Annotated in this window: 13 protein-coding genes; 6 read left to right on the top strand and 7 right to left on the bottom strand. The window is 66.4% G+C overall.

Features of this window, described 5'->3' with window-relative positions:
- Window positions 1–10 precede the first annotated feature (10 nt).
- Together cysQ and ACZLZQ_RS10245 are read left to right on the top strand one after the other, a co-directional pair.
- Entirely contained in the window at window positions 11–832 is an 822-nt protein-coding gene (cysQ, locus tag ACZLZQ_RS10250; protein WP_472949295.1) for a 3'(2'),5'-bisphosphate nucleotidase CysQ, read from the top strand.
- A 219-nt stretch (window positions 833–1051) separates the two neighbouring features.
- Window positions 1052–3130, top strand: a complete 2079-nt coding sequence (locus tag ACZLZQ_RS10245; protein ID WP_472949901.1) for a S9 family peptidase — start codon at window positions 1052–1054, stop codon at window positions 3128–3130.
- Window positions 3131–3523: 393 nt separating this feature from the next.
- On the opposite strand, the gene ACZLZQ_RS10240 is transcribed toward ACZLZQ_RS10245, so the two are convergent.
- The 4 genes from ACZLZQ_RS10240 to ACZLZQ_RS10225 form a co-directional block, all read right to left on the bottom strand.
- Complete coding sequence (locus ACZLZQ_RS10240) at window positions 3524–4438, bottom strand: cytochrome c (RefSeq protein ID WP_472949293.1); 915 nt, start codon at window positions 4436–4438, stop codon at window positions 3524–3526.
- A gap of 192 nt (window positions 4439–4630) precedes the next feature.
- Window positions 4631–5086, bottom strand: coding sequence for a c-type cytochrome (locus ACZLZQ_RS10235; protein ID WP_472949292.1), 456 nt, complete (start codon window positions 5084–5086; stop codon window positions 4631–4633).
- Window positions 5087–5271: 185 nt separating this feature from the next.
- Complete coding sequence (locus tag ACZLZQ_RS10230; RefSeq protein ID WP_472936144.1) at window positions 5272–5874, bottom strand: superoxide dismutase; 603 nt, start codon at window positions 5872–5874, stop codon at window positions 5272–5274.
- 140 nt (window positions 5875–6014) lie between these two features.
- The gene (locus ACZLZQ_RS10225) at window positions 6015–6890 is read right to left on the bottom strand and encodes a branched-chain amino acid aminotransferase (RefSeq protein WP_472949291.1); all 876 of its coding nucleotides are present in this window, start codon (window positions 6888–6890) and stop codon (window positions 6015–6017) included.
- 156 nt (window positions 6891–7046) lie between these two features.
- Between ACZLZQ_RS10225 and ACZLZQ_RS10220 the strand changes: the two genes are divergently transcribed.
- Window positions 7047–7712, top strand: coding sequence for a haloacid dehalogenase type II (locus ACZLZQ_RS10220; protein ID WP_472949900.1), 666 nt, complete (start codon window positions 7047–7049; stop codon window positions 7710–7712).
- 154 nt (window positions 7713–7866) lie between these two features.
- The gene (locus tag ACZLZQ_RS10215) at window positions 7867–8574 is read left to right on the top strand and encodes a L,D-transpeptidase (RefSeq protein WP_472936146.1); all 708 of its coding nucleotides are present in this window, start codon (window positions 7867–7869) and stop codon (window positions 8572–8574) included.
- Window positions 8575–8686: 112 nt separating this feature from the next.
- Here ACZLZQ_RS10215 and ACZLZQ_RS10210 read toward each other — a convergent pair whose 3' ends face one another.
- The gene (locus tag ACZLZQ_RS10210; RefSeq protein WP_472949290.1) at window positions 8687–8917 is read right to left on the bottom strand and encodes an NINE protein; all 231 of its coding nucleotides are present in this window, start codon (window positions 8915–8917) and stop codon (window positions 8687–8689) included.
- Window positions 8918–8998: 81 nt separating this feature from the next.
- Entirely contained in the window at window positions 8999–10705 is a 1707-nt protein-coding gene (locus tag ACZLZQ_RS10205; protein ID WP_472949289.1) for a helicase HerA-like domain-containing protein, read from the bottom strand.
- Window positions 10706–10889: 184 nt separating this feature from the next.
- Between ACZLZQ_RS10205 and ACZLZQ_RS10200 the strand changes: the two genes are divergently transcribed.
- Window positions 10890–11270 (top strand): hypothetical protein, encoded by a 381-nt coding sequence (locus ACZLZQ_RS10200; protein WP_472949288.1) that lies wholly within the window; start codon window positions 10890–10892, stop codon window positions 11268–11270.
- A 213-nt stretch (window positions 11271–11483) separates the two neighbouring features.
- Complete coding sequence (locus ACZLZQ_RS10195; RefSeq protein WP_472936150.1) at window positions 11484–13163, top strand: sensor histidine kinase; 1680 nt, start codon at window positions 11484–11486, stop codon at window positions 13161–13163.
- A 119-nt stretch (window positions 13164–13282) separates the two neighbouring features.
- Here ACZLZQ_RS10195 and ACZLZQ_RS10190 read toward each other — a convergent pair whose 3' ends face one another.
- Window positions 13283–14584, bottom strand: coding sequence for a PQQ-dependent sugar dehydrogenase (locus ACZLZQ_RS10190; RefSeq protein ID WP_472949287.1), 1302 nt, complete (start codon window positions 14582–14584; stop codon window positions 13283–13285).
- Between the last annotated feature and the right edge of the window lie 48 nt (window positions 14585–14632).

The following is a 14632-nucleotide window of genomic DNA, read 5'->3' as shown; positions in this document are numbered from 1 at the left end:
GGAGAACTCCATGCCCCCTCGTCATTTCGATCCAGACAGCGACCTGCCCATCCTGGTGGCGGCCACCAAGGCGGCTGCCGAAATCGTCCTGTCGGGATTTGGCGGGGAGCTCGATCATGAGACAAAACGCGATGCCTCGCCCGTGACGGAGTGGGACCGGGCGGCCGAGCGGCTGATCGTCGACGCGCTGACCCGCGCATTTCCCGACATCCCGATCGTCGCGGAGGAACAGATCGCGGAGGGACATCTCCCCCCCGATCTCGGCTACCGCTTCTTTCTGGTCGATCCACTCGACGGCACGCGTGAATTCGTAGCGGGCCTCCCCGACTTTACCGTCAACATTGGCCTGGTGGAGGATGGCGTCCCCGTTTGCGGTGTCATTCTCGCGCCCGCCTTTGACGAGCTCTACGTCGGTAGTGCCAGAGGCGCGTTCAAGTCGCGGCGCCTGCGCAACGGCGACTGGACCGATCCCGAGATCATCGGCACGCGGCGGGGACCGGACCGGTTGCTGGCCCTTGCCAGCCGGTCGCACCGCACGCAGGAGACCAACAGCTACCTCGCAGGCCTCTCGCTGGAAGCGGTCATCCCGGTCGGTTCGTCGCTGAAGTTCTGCCGTATCGCCGAAGGAGCGGCGGACCTCTACCCTTGTTTCGGCCGCACCATGGAATGGGACATTGCCGCCGGCCACGCTCTGCTGAACGCGGCCGGAGGGAGCGTCAGGCACATCGATGGCAGCGAAATGCGCTATGGCCAGCGTGGCCGGTCCGATCTGCCGGACTTTGCCAACCCGCATTTTATCGCGACCGGTCAGACAAGCTTGCCCGCACCATAGACCGTTCGCTTCACCTCATTGCGAGGCTCGCCCGGCGCGCTTAACTACGCGGGCAGAACTCGGCGCCGGTGCCCTTTCTGTGGGCAACCTCGCCGACGGCCTCTTCTCTCAGAGCTTCATCCCGGTTCGTTGACATACGGGCCCCTTGTCAGGATTATCGCCTTGCTCCGTAAGATCGAAACCGCCGCCACCCCGGCTTCCGCCGTATCGCCTCCGGCAATGCCCGCGCCAAAGGCCGACAAGCGGCCTGAGCGGTTCGAACAGCACGGCCGCACGCGCGAGGACGACTATGCCTGGCTGCGGGCCGGCAACTGGCAGGATGTGTTCAAGGACACCTCGGTGCTCGACCCATCCATCCGCGCCTATCTCGAGGCCGAGAACGCCTATCAGGACGCGGCGATGGCACCGACTGCGGCGCTGCGCGAGGCGCTGATCGCCGAGATGCGCGGGCGGATCAAGGAGGACGACAGTTCCGTCCCCGCGCCCGACGGCGCGTTCGAATACGGCGTCGCCTACCGCGAGGGCGCCGAATATCCGCGCTACATCCGCCGTCCGCGCGGCGGCAGCCTTGGCGACGAGACGGTGATCTTCGATGCCGAGAAGGAAGCGGCGGAGCGCAGCTACTTCTCGCTCGGCGGCGTCGATCATTCGAGCGACCACAAATGGCTTGCCTGGTCGGCCGACGACAAGGGCTCCGAATTCTACGCCATCGCGCTCCGCGATCTCGCCACCGGCGAGGACCAGCCGCTGCGGATCGAGGATACCAGCGGCGGCGTCGTCTGGTCGGCGAAGTCGCGCGGCTTCTACTACACCCGCCTCGACAGCAACCATCGCCCGAGCCGGGTCCACTACCACAGGCTTGGCGACGATCCCTCTGACGACGCGCTGATCTACGAAGAGACCGATACTGGATTCTTCATGGGCGTCGGCAAGACCCAGTCGGGCGAGTACGTGGTCATCCACATCCACGACCACGAGACCTCCGAGGCCTGGCTGATCCCCGCGCTTAATCCGGCGGCCGAGCCACGGCTTCTCGCCGAGCGGGAGACCGGCGTCGAATACGATGTCGACGAGGCCAACGGCACCCTCTACATCCTCACCAATGCCGACGGCGCGCGCGACTTCAAGATCGTCACCGCCCCCGTCGACGCCTCCCGCCGCGCCGAGTGGACCGACTATGTCGCGCACGAGGATGGCCGGCTGATCCTGAGCCACATGGTGCTGAAGGAGCACTTGATCTGGCTGGAGCGCCGCGACGGCCTGCCGCGGATCGTCGTCAAGCGCCTGTCGGATGGCGAGGAACACGCGGTCGCCTTCGACGAGGAGGCCTATTCGCTCGGCCTGTCCGGCACCTACGAGTTCGACACAACGGTGATCCGCTTCACCTATTCCTCCATGACGACGCCGTCGCAGACCTTCGACTACGACGTTGCGACGCGCGAGCGCACCCTTCTGAAAACGCAGGAGGTGCCGTCCGGCCATGATGCCGGCGACTACGTGACACGCCGCATCTTCGCCACCGCCGCCGACGGCGAGCGCGTCCCGGTCTCGCTGCTCTACCGCAAGGACACGGCGCTCGACGGCACGGCGCCGCTGATGCTCTACGGCTACGGCGCCTACGGCATCTCGATCCCCGCCTCGTTCTCGACCAATGCGCTGAGCCTCGTCGACCGCGGCTTCGTCTGGGCCACCGCCCACATCCGCGGTGGCAAGGACAAGGGTTTCGCCTGGTATGCCGCCGGACGGCGCGAGCACAAGGAGAACACCTTCTCCGATTTCATCGCCGTCGCCGACCATCTGGTCGCCGAGAAGTTCACGTCGCACGACCGGATCGTCGCGCAAGGCGGCTCGGCCGGCGGCATGCTGATGGGCGCGATCGCCAACATCGCGCCGGAAAAGTTCGGCGCCGTGGTGGCGGTGGTGCCCTTCGTCGACGTGCTCTCGACCATGCTCGACGACACGCTGCCGCTGACCCCGCCGGAATGGCCGGAATGGGGCAACCCGCTGGCCTCTGAAGCCGACTACGACCGCATCGCCGGCTACAGCCCCTATGACAATGTCACGGCGAAAGCCTATCCGCCGATGCTGGTGCTGGCCGGCCTGACCGACCCGCGCGTCACCTATTGGGAGCCGGCGAAATGGGTGGCGAAGCTGCGGGCGCTGAAGACCGACGACCACCTCCTCCTTCTGCGCACCAACATGGACGCCGGCCATGGCGGCGCCTCCGGCCGCTTCGCGAGGCTGGAGGAGATCGCCTACATCTACGCCTTCTCGCTGCTGGTGATGGGCAAGAGCTGAGGGTCCGTCGCCCGCTTCTGCCTACCTGGCCAAATGCCCGCCGGCCCACCTCTCCGATCTTCATCCCGGCCTTGAGCCAGGATCCATTCCTCTGCGCTTCGTCAATCGGTCCAGTGCAGAAGGGAAGGTCGACCGGAGTGGTGTTGTTCGGCTATTTCGAATGGATCCCGGCTCATGGCCGGGATGACGAACTAAAAGGGCTGCGCTCTTCAGTCATCGTCGGAAGGGGCTGCGCCCTTCGTTCGATATCGGCAAGAGCTGTGCCCTTCCTTCGACGTCGGAAAGGGATGCGCTCTCTACTCGATATTGGAAAGAGCTGTGGACCTTAAATGACGATGATGGAGGCTCGCTCGTCCGCGCCGAACGTGCCACGTGCCGCCATCTTCCCAGCCCTCACCCTCCGATCGCCGGCACCGCCTTCAGATAAGCAGCGATCGCTTCGCGGTCCGCCGCTGGTAGCTTGGCAAGGTTCGCCTGAACCTCGACCATGGCCCCGCCAACGGAATCGTAGTCCGGCGTGAAGCCCGTCTCGAAATAGCTGACGAGATCCTCCTCAGACCAGTCCTTGGTGCTGCCGCCGGGGGTGATGTTCGGCACCCGGCCCTTGCCGGCCGGGTTCGGTGCTCCGCCGAGCCAGTTCGCCGTGTCGAGCCCGCCCGCGCCGCCGAACTGCCGCGGCGTGTGGCACTCGCCGCAATGGCCGGGGCCCTCGACGAGGTACTGCCCGCGCTTCACCGCCGCCGGGGCATCCGAGGCCAGCGTCACCACCGGTGCGGGATCGAGGAAAACGCGCTGCCACAGCGCAACGCCGCGCCGGATGTTGAACGGGAAGGTCAGCTCGTTCGACGGCGCAGCGCCGGAGACCGGCGGCACGGTCTTCAGGAACGCCCAGAGGTCGGCGACATCCTGCGGTGCCATGCGGACATAGGACGGGTAGGGAAAGGCCGGATAAAGCGCGCTGCCGTCGCGGGCGATGCCGCGCTGCATGGCATTGGCGAAATCGGCATAGCTCCAGTCGCCGAGGCCGTCGGCCTTGTCGGGCGAGATGTTCGGCGCGTGAAAGGTGCCGAAAGGCGTGACCAGCGGTTCGCCTCCGCCCAGCTGCAGCTTGGCCTCGCCCTCTGCCTTCGGCGCTGCATGGCACGACGTACAGCCCCCGGCCCAGAAGACGGCCTGTCCCCTGCCCGCGTCCCCCGTTGCCTCGTCGACGAGCGACGCCGCCTCCAGACGTTGCGGCGTGGTGAAAGCATAGAAGCCGGCGCCGGCCAGAAGGAGGATGCCGGCCGAGACCAGAAGAAGACGCTTCACCCTGTCGACGCTCCCCTGCCTGCCCCGTCACTGGCCCGGCCACCGGGCACATCGCCCGTCCAGCCGATCGTCGCCATCCGCCTGCGACCGACAACGCCAGCAAATGACGTTGCCTGCCAGCGGGGGCAAAGCCAGCTCCGCCCTCCGATCGGCCTCGGCCGACGAAGCCTTGTCTCCTGCGGCGCGTCCGACCTACTTGTCGACGCGGAACTCCTGGTGGCAGCTCTTGCAGTTGGCGGACACCGTCTGGAACGACGCCTTGAAGCTGTCGAGGTCGGCTGGCTTGGCGGCGATGGCCGCGGCGATGTCACCCTGGAACTTCGTCAGCTTGGCCTTGAACTCTTCCGGCTTCTGCCAGATCGCCGGCGCGGCCTCGGTGTCACCGCCGGTCTTGCTGTCCTCCGGGAACAGGCCGCCGAATTTCTCGGCCGAGGCCTGCATATCGGTGAACACGGCGGCAGCGGTCGCTGCGTCGAAGGGCTTCTCGCCTTTCAGCATCTGCCCGCTGGCCTTGGCCGCCTTGCCGATGGTCTTCATGGCGGTTTGGCGCTCTTTGATGACGTCGAGGTTCTGGGCCGAAGCCGGAAGCACGAGCGGCGCGACGGCCAGCATGCCGAGGCAGGCGAAGGCGAGAGAATTCATCTTCATCGTCGTTCTCCATTGCACGCGCGCACCGGCGGCGCTTCCCGCCATTGGACGGGAGATCGCCGTCATCCGCAATCTGGAATCTTTCTCAACTCGGCGTGACTAACGATTTCTCCGCACACCAAAACGAAAACCCCGTCGCGCAAAACTGCGCGACGGGGTCATAGACTAGCTCAGGGAATAGGTGATCAGGCGCCGGTGGCCTCGTAGCGCTCGAGCACGTAGTCCCAGTTGATGAGGTTGTCGACGAACGCTTCCAGGTACTTCGGCCGCGCGTTGCGGTAGTCGATGTAGTAGGAATGCTCCCAGACGTCGACGCCGAGGATCGGCTCGGCGCCGTGCACCAGCGGGTTCTCGCCGTTCGGGGTCTTCATGATCGACAGCTTGCCGTCCTTGACCGCGAGCCAGGCCCAGCCCGAGCCGAACTGGCCCTTGCCGGCATCCATGAAGTCGTTCTTGAACTTGTCGTAGCCGCCGAGGTCGCTATCGATCGCGGTCTGCAGCTTGCCCGGCAGGCTCTTGCCGCCGCCATCCTTCTTCATCCACTTCCAGAAATGGATGTGGTTGTAATGCTGGGCGGCATTGTTGAAGAGCGGCTGGTTCTTGCCGAACGAGGCCTTCACGACTTCCTCGACCGAAGCGTCCGCCATGCCGGCTTCGGCGGCGAGCTTGTTGCCCATTTCGACATAGGCGTTGTGATGCTTGTCGTGATGGTACTCGAGGGTCTCCTTCGACATGTAAGGCTGCAGGGCCTCGTAGTCGTACGGCAGCTCGGGAAGCGTGAAAGCCATGATGGTCTCCTTAAGGGGTCAGACGGCGAACGTGGCCCGTGTCAGGGACCGTCCGCGCCAATCACGTGGGCATAGTTAGCGTGTTGCGGCCGGAAGGCCATGCGCATTCGCGCGGGAGCGGCGAAGTTCCGGTCGCGCCATCAGGCTGCGAGCGGCGCCGTCGCGCGGGCGAATTGCCAGTACAGCTCCCGGGCGCGCTCGTAGAAAGGCCCGGCCTGCAAGGCCCTGCCCTCGATCCGGGTCACCGGCACGACCTTGGAATGATTGCCGGTCGAGAAGATCTCGTCGGCACTGAGGAAATCTTCCACCGTCAGGCTGCGCTGGACCACCCCGACCCCATTCGCGTCGAACAGGCTGATGATGCGCTGGCGCGTGATCCCGTTCAGGAACGTGCCGTTCGGGATCGGCGTGAAGAGGACGCCGTCCTTCGCCATGAAGACGTTCGAGGTGCCGGTCTCCGCGACATTGCCGATCATGTCGCGCAGCAGCGCGTTGTCAAAACCCCGACCGCGCGCCTCCATGATCGCGCGACCATTGTTGGGATAGAGGCAGCCGGACTTCGCGGCGGTCGGCATCGTCTCCGGCGTCGGCCGGCGGAAGGGCGAGACCGTCAGAGAGAAGCCTTCTGGCGAGATCATCGGCGATTCGTAGAGGCAGAGGCAGAACCGGGTCGATTCCGGCGCCGCCGGAACGCCCATGTAGCCGCCCTCCTCCGCCCAGTACATCGGGCGGATGTAGACCGCGGTGTTGCCGTCGAAACGCTGCAGCCCTTCGGCGACGAGGCCGACGATCTCCGCGCCCGTCATCGTCGGCTGCAGCCCTAAGGCGGTCGCGGAATAGTTGACGCGGTCAGCATGGAGATCGAGGTCGGGCGCCAGCCCGTCGAACCAGCGGCCGCCGTCGAACACCGAGCTGCCGAGCCACATCGCGTGGCTGCGCGGGCCGATGATCGACGGATTGCCTTCCAGCCATTCGCCGTCGAGAAAGGTGAAGGTGCGGCTGAGGGGCGAGGCCATGGTCTTCCTTTCGGGCTGCGGCCAGAAAGCCGCGCAGGGATCGCCGGTCCGACCCGGCGCCGTGCCGTCATGCCACGCCGTGCCGGACAGGCAAAGCCTTCCCCTCTGCGCGCATCGGCCTATGACAATCGCCAGGGCATGCTGTTCGGGAGTAGCATTGTGCATTCGATTTTCGTCTTCGACGCCTACGGCACACTGTTCGACACCGGCGCCGCCGTCGCCCGCCATGCGGCCGAGCTCGGCGCGGCAAGCGATAAGCTCGCCGAAGTCTGGCGCCGCAAGCAGCTGGAATATTCCTGGGTCCGCACGCTGATGGGTGACGGCGCCCGGGACTTCTGGACGCTGACCGAAGAGGCGCTCGACTATGCCCTCGCCACCTTGCCGGCGGCCAATCCGGCCTTGCGTGCGCGGCTTCTCGAAGCCTATCGCGACCTCGACGCGTTTGCCGAAGTGCCGGAGGCGCTGCGCAAGCTGAAGGAGCGCGGGACGCGGCTCGCCATCCTGTCGAACGGCTCGCACGAGATGCTGGTGCGGGCGGCGCGGGCGGCCCGCATCGACCATCTCCTCGACGACATCTTCTCGGCCGAAGATGTCCGGCGCTACAAGACCGCCACCGAGGTCTACGAACTGGTGACCACTGCCTACCGGGTCTATCCCGATGCCGTCTCGTTCCAGTCTTCCAATCGCTGGGACATTGCGGGCGCCACCCGCTTTGGCTTCCGCACGGTCTGGATCAACCGCAACGAGGCGCCGGACGAGTATCAGGACCTTCCGCCGGCACTTGTCCTTCCCGATCTTGCCGGCCTTGCCTCACGGGCCTGACCAAGAGGTGTTGCCTCTCGACCACAATCCCGGCAAAGCGTTCGGACAGCGCAACCTTCAGCTTCACTGCCTTGTTCAGGCTGCAAAATCGGGCGACGTCGGTTGCCTGTGATTCTCCCGGCCGGGAGGACAATCTTCCCACGACAGGCAGGCCATGAACGACAAGCTCCTCGACCGCGGCATCTCGCGCCGCCATCTCCTGCTCGGCCTCGGGCTTGGCGCGACGGCCTTGGCGGCCGGCTGCACCACCGGCCCGCGCGCCCGGATCCTCGGCAGCTATGATGGCGCGGTCCAGCCGGAATACGGCGGCTCACTTGCCATGTACGGACCAATCGACGACGGCGGCTACCTCATTCCCGGCATCAATCCGCAGCGCGTCGATCCGCGGTTCTTCCGCCAGGAAGTCGCCGACCCAACCGGCGAGGCCCCCGGCACGGTGGTCATCGACACCAACAACTTCTACGCCTACTTCACCGAGCCGGGCGGCCGCGCCATGCGCTACGGGATCGGCGTCGGCCGCGACGGCTTCTCCTGGAGCGGCCGCGCCGTGATGCAATGGAAACGCAAGTGGCCCCGCTGGACCCCGCCGAACGAGATGATCGACCGCCAGCCGGAACTCGAGCCCTACCGCAATGTCGGCATGGACCCGGGCCTGATGAACCCGCTCGGCGCGCGCGCGCTCTACCTCTTCCAGAACGGCAAGGACACGCTGTACCGCCTGCATGGGACGCCACAGTACTGGACGATCGGCACGGCTGTCTCGTCGGGCTGCGTTCGCTTCATGAACCATGACATTATCGACCTCTACGAACGTGTGCCGAACGGCGCACCGGTCGTCGTGGTCCAGAACGGCATGGTCTAAACACTAATTCCGCTCCGCCCGAGAAGGGTGATGAATTCAAGAACGGCGGGATCCTCGGGTCCCGCCGTTCTTGTTTGAGCGCTGGTTGTCGGTCAATTTGGCAGAACCAAGCCTATCCTGCCCGCCGCTCCCGCTCGATCGACGACAGCCGGTGCTCGACCTCGCCTTGCCGGACCATGCCCGGGACCAGGAAGAGATCGACAATCTGGCCGATGCCCAGAAGACCGAAGGTCAACAGCCACAAAAGCCCGGTCCAAGGCCGGCCGAGGTAGAAGCGGTGCAGCCCGCAGAAGCCGATCAGGCAGCCGAGCCAGAGGAGGTAGGCGGTGGGCGTCGATCTCATGCAGGCGTTTTCCTTCTTTCCATAGACCCTCAATATGGGATCTGCGGAGGCGCTACGGCAGAGGTCAGTGCCAACGGCCGGTTATTTTCCGCGTTTCAGGCTTCCGAGCACCCCGCGCAGGATGGCGCTGGTAACGGTCGAGGCGACCGTGCGCCCGACCTGCTTCATCACCGTCTCCGTCAGCGTCTGGCGCTGGTAGCCGGAAGACTGCCGCCGCGGCGCCGAGCGGCGCGCGACGGGTGCGTCCCGCTCTTCCTCGACCTCCTGCGCGTCGTCACGACCGCCGCCGCCGAGGCCGAAGTCCGGCAGCTGGAAACCGGTGCGCGTGCGGGCCGGCGGTGTGTCGCGCGCCTCGGCCGCCCGCACCTCAGCCTCCTCGGCGCGCTGCCGTGCGCTTTCGGCGCGGCGCTCCGAGACGTCGCGGCTGGCGGCAGCCTTCGCCTCGGCCTCGGCCCGGCGCTGATCCTCTTCCTTCTTCAGGTCAGCGGCCGCCCGGCCGACCAGCATCTCGTAGGCGGACTCAGCGTCGATCGTGACGTCGTAGAGCCCGGCGACGGGGCTCTGGCGCATCACCTCGGCCCGTTCGTCATCGCTGATCGGCCCGACGCGCCCGGCCGGCGGACGGATCAGCGTCCGCTCCACCATCGAGGGCACGCCGCCCTTGGTCAGCGTCGACACCAGCGCCTCGCCGACGCCGAGTTGGGTGATCGCGGCGAAGCAGTCAAATTCCGGGTTCGGGCGGAAGGTTTCGGCGGCGGTCTTCACCGCCTTCTGCTCGCGCGGCGTATAGGCGCGCAGCGCGTGCTGCACCCGGTTGCCGAGCTGCGCCAGCACCGATTCCGGCAAGTCCAACGGGTTCTGCGTGACGAAGTAGACGCCAACACCCTTGGAGCGGATCAGCTTCACCACCTGCTCGATCCGGTCGGTCAGGATCTTCGGCGCCCCGTCGAATAGGAGATGCGCCTCGTCGAAGAAGAAGACGAGCTTCGGTTTTTCGGGATCGCCGATCTCCGGCAGTTCCTCGAAGAGTTCCGATAGCAGCCACAGCAGGAAGGTGGCGTAGAGCCGCGGGTTCAGCATCAGCCGGTCGGCGGCCAGCACGTTGACGTAGCCGCGGCCGTCGCGGTCGGTGCGCATGAGGTCGGAAATCTTCACCGCCGGCTCGCCGAAGAAATCAGCGGCGCCTTGCTGCTCCAGTACCAGGAGCGAACGCTGGATGGCGCCGACGGACTGCTTGGCGACATTGCCGTAGAGCCGCGAGATCTCCTCGGCATTCTCCGCGACGTGGCCGAGCATGGCCTGCAGATCCTTGAGGTCAAGCAGCAGCAGCCCTTCCTCGTCGGCGATCTTGAAGGCGATGTTGAGAACGCCCTCCTGCGCGTCGGTGAGGTTCATCAACCGCGCCAGCAAAAGCGGCCCCATTTCCGCGACGGTCGCGCGGATCCGGTGCCCCTTCTCGCCGAAGATGTCCCAGAACATCGTGGGATAGGCGTCGTGGTAGTAGGGATCGAGCCCGATCGCCGCCGCGCGGGCGACCAAATAGTCCTTGTCCTCGCCGCGCACCGCGATGCCGGAAAGGTCGCCCTTGATGTCGGCGCAGAACACCGGCACGCCCGCCTCGGAAAACCCTTCGGCCAGAATCTGCAGCGTCACCGTCTTCCCCGTTCCGGTGGCGCCGGTGACGAGGCCGTGCCGGTTCGCGAGCTTCAGGTCGAGATATTCGCCTTGCTTGATCGCACCATTGGGAGCTTGACTGGATCCCAGGAAAATCTTGCCGTCTTCGAGCATCCGCCCCTCCCATGTCATCACGCCTACTATGCCCAGCGCCCGCACGGACACAATGCGGAGGCCCTATCGGGGTGCCAGGCAAGGCGGTTTTGCCGATTGCCTCTTTCTCGGCGCTTTGCAATGGTCCGCCCATGCCGAACGGGCCGCAGATCAGCGGTGGCGCGGGACCAAGGAGGGTTTACCGATGGAAGAAGTATTGAACCGCATCGCGGCGGAAACGGGCCTGACACAGGACAAGGCGAAGGAAGCCGTCGGGCATATCCTCGCCTACATGAAGGCGGAAGGCACGGACCCCGCGGTCGAGACGATGATCGCCGAGACGCCCGGCGCCAACGAGGCGATCGCTGCAGCCGGCGGTGGCGGCGGCGGCATGCTCGGCAGCGTGATGGGGGCCTTCGGCGGCGGGATCATGGCGCTCGGCGCCAAGCTGATGGGCCTCGGCCTCGACATGGGCCAAATCCGGATGATCGCATCCGAGCTGATCACCTACGCCAAGGCGAATGCCGGCGATGAAACCGTCGACCGTGTCATCGCCACCACGCCGGGCCTCGCGCAGTTCGCCTGACGCCTCCGCCCATCGGGGTGGGACACGAGGAGGGCGGTTTTGGCCGACCCTCCTCGCAGCAGGCACACCGTCTCGTGACCGGCCTCGGGACTGAGGCCGGCCGCTGAGCTTGGAAGCTACGCGGCGAACGGGTATGACGACCTGATGCCCGCGACAAACGACGTGAAATTGGAGCGCCCGGACGGTAAAGCCGTTTCGGCGGCTGACCTGGATATGACGATAGAGATCAACACGGCACGGCCGCGGGTTGCCAGGACCTGGTCCTACCGCCTTTCCCGGCTTCTGCGCCGGCCGCCGCTGCTCGTGCATCTCGCCGGTTTCGCGCTGATCGTGCTGATCCCCGCGCTGGTGTTCAGCGCCTTCCTGATCCTGCAGTTCTCGTCGCAGCAGAAAGAGATCGCCGCCGGCCAGGTCTCCGATACTGCCGAAATCATCTCCGACGCGGTCGACCGCGAGATCTACGGCCTCATGACGGCCGCCAAGGTGCTGGCGGCATCGGCCTTCGTCAACGAGGACGACCTCACCGAGATGCACCGGCGCGCGGCCGCCGCCCTCGCCACGACCAAGACCGACGCAGTGTTGATCGACCCGGCACTGCGCGTCGTCGTCGACACGCGGGTGCCGCTCTCCGAGCCGCTGACCGGCACCACCGATGCCCGCGCCGCGGAAATGGTGTTCCGGACCCGCCTCCCCTACATCTCCGACATCATCGGCGCAGCTGCTGACCAGCAGGCGTTCCACATCGCGGTTCCGGTGATCCGCGGCGACCGGGTGATCTACGTCCTGGCGATCGCCAAGCGCGCGAAGGATCTGCGCTCCGTCATCGCCGACCGGAACCTGCCGCAGACATGGACGGCGATGATCACCGACCGCCAGGGCAACCGGGTCATCGCGGCTCTCGCCACCGAAGGCCGCATGCGCGAAAGCCAGACGCCGTTCGAAAATCCCTCGATCGTCGGGTCGCTCGGCGATGCGCTCGGTCCCGACCTGATCGAGGCGTCCTACGGCTCGATCCTAACGGGATGGACGACCCGCGTCGCCGTCCCTGACTCGGTGATCGGGCGGCCGATCATGCGCTCCTGGCTCATGCTGGTCGGCACCGGCGTGGTGCTGCTGCTGTTCTGCGTCGGCCTTGCCGTCTTCTTCGGCCGCCGCGTCGCCTCGCCCATCCGCCATCTCGCCAGCCAGGCCCGGGCGATCGGCAAAGGCGAGCCGGCTTTGCCGGTGCAGACCAACATCGAGGAAATCGCCGAGGTCTCGAAGATCCTGGCGCATTCTTCGCGCGAGCGGCGAGAGGCGGAAGAGCAGAACCGCTTTCTGATGCGCGAGATGACCCACCGCGCCAAGAACCAGTACGCGCTCATCGCCGCCATCGCGCGGCGGGCCGCCAAGGAAAGCGCGAGCACCAACGAGTTCCTGGACACGCTGTCGGAAGCCTTGAGCTCGCTCGCCCGTTCGGCGGACCTCCTCTCCGACGGCGGCTGGGAGAGCGCTGCGCTCGACGGTTTGGTGGAAACCCAGCTGAAGGCTTTCGGCGCCGGCAAGGGCGGGCAGATCGAGACGCACGGACCAAACGTCCGCCTCAGCCCCACGGCCGCGCAAACCATCGGCCTTGCCTTGCACGAGCTCGCGACGAATGCCGCCAAATATGGCGCGCTATCCGTCAACGAGGGCTATGTGCGCATCGACTGGACGCTCGACCCGGTCTTCAGCCTCACCTGGCGCGAGATCGGCGGGCCTGTGGTGGTGCCGCCAAAACGCTCCGGTTTCGGCACGCTGGTGACGCAGAAGATGACGGCGCGCGCCCTCGGCGGCGAGGTCGAGATGGCCTATGCCCCATCGGGAGTGGTCTGGAAGCTGACCGCGCCGCCGGAGATGATCATCGCCAGCTGATGCGGCGGCGGCACGGCCGCCCAGCGTGTCATCTCCCCACGCCGAACCGCGGACAACGCTTGTGCGTCGTCGGTCAGCAACGGCCTGCCGGATCGTGCTGACCGGTCAGGCCGTGCCTGTCATGCCTGGCCGGTTACCCGCCAGATGACGTTGCCGACATCGTCCGCCACCAGCAGCGAACCGTCCGGGCCAATCGCGACGCCCACCGGGCGGCCATAGGATGCCTTCTCGTCCGGAGCGAGGAAGCCCGAGAGGATGTCGCGCGGCGGGCCGCAGGGCTTGCCGTTCTCGAACGGAATGAATATGACCTTGTAGCCGCTGAGCGTCGAGCGGTTCCAGGAACCGTGCTGACCGATGACCATGCCGTCGGGAAAGCCGGGCAGCGTGCCGGCCGGCATCCAGCAGAGGCCGAGCGAAGCGGTATGGCCGCCGAGCGCATAGTCCGGCGTCAGGGCGCTCGCGACCTTCGCCTTGTCCTGCGGCACCCGGCCGTCGACGGTCTGGCCCCAGTAGCAATACGGCCAGCCGTAGAAGCCGCCATCCTTCACCGAGGTCAGGTAGTCCGGCGGCGTCTCGTCGCCGAGGCCGTCGCGCTCGTTGACGACGGTCCACAGCGCCCCGGTCGTCGGCTCGAAGGCAAGACCCACGGCATTGCGCAGGCCGCCGGCGAAGATGCGGTTGGTGCCGGCGGCCAGATCCAGCTCGTAGATCGCCGCCCGGCCCTCCTCGGCTTCCATGCCGCTGTCGCCGATGTTGCTGAGCGAGCCGACGCCGGCATAGAGCTTTTGGCCGTCGGGGCTCAGCAGCAGGCTGCGCGTCCAGTGGCCGCCCGGCTTGAAGGTCGACAGACGCTTGCCCGTCCCGGTGATCTTGCTGGCGCCCGCGGTGTAGGGAAACGCCATGACGCCGTCGGTATTGCCGACGTAGAAGGTGTCGCCGGCCAGCGCAATGCCGAAGGGGCGGTTCAGGTTCTCGAGGAAGACGTTGGAGCTCTCCGCCACGCCGTCGCCATCGGCATCGCGGAAGGCGAGGATGCGGTTCATGCTGACGCCGACGGCCGCCGCGCGCTTCATCGTGGCATACATCGCGTAGTCGAAGGCGGTCTTGATCGGGCCGTTGTCGCCCATCGCCTCGGCCACCAGCACCTCGCCGGTCGGCAGGACGTGGATCCAGCGCGGATGCTTAAGGCCGGTCGCAAAGGCGTTGACCTTTAGCCCGGGCGCGGCAACCGGCGTCTGGTTGCCGGTCCAGCCTTTGGCCGTTGGCATCTTCAGCGTCGGGATGCCCTGGGGCTTGGCCGCCGGGATCGACGGCGCGGTTCCCATGGCCTGTGCATGGTCGCTGCCCTCGAACTTCCGCAAGCGGATCGCCGCGGCGCCGACCAGCGCGACGACGTGTCCGAAGATATTGGTGATGCTCATTCTGTGCCCCCTCATGTTGCCGCGCAAACTAGCGGATGCGGGCGTGGC

The sequence above is a fragment of the Mesocryomonas lacus genome (assembly GCF_055730105.2).
This window is presented reverse-complemented; position numbering and strand designations above follow the sequence as displayed.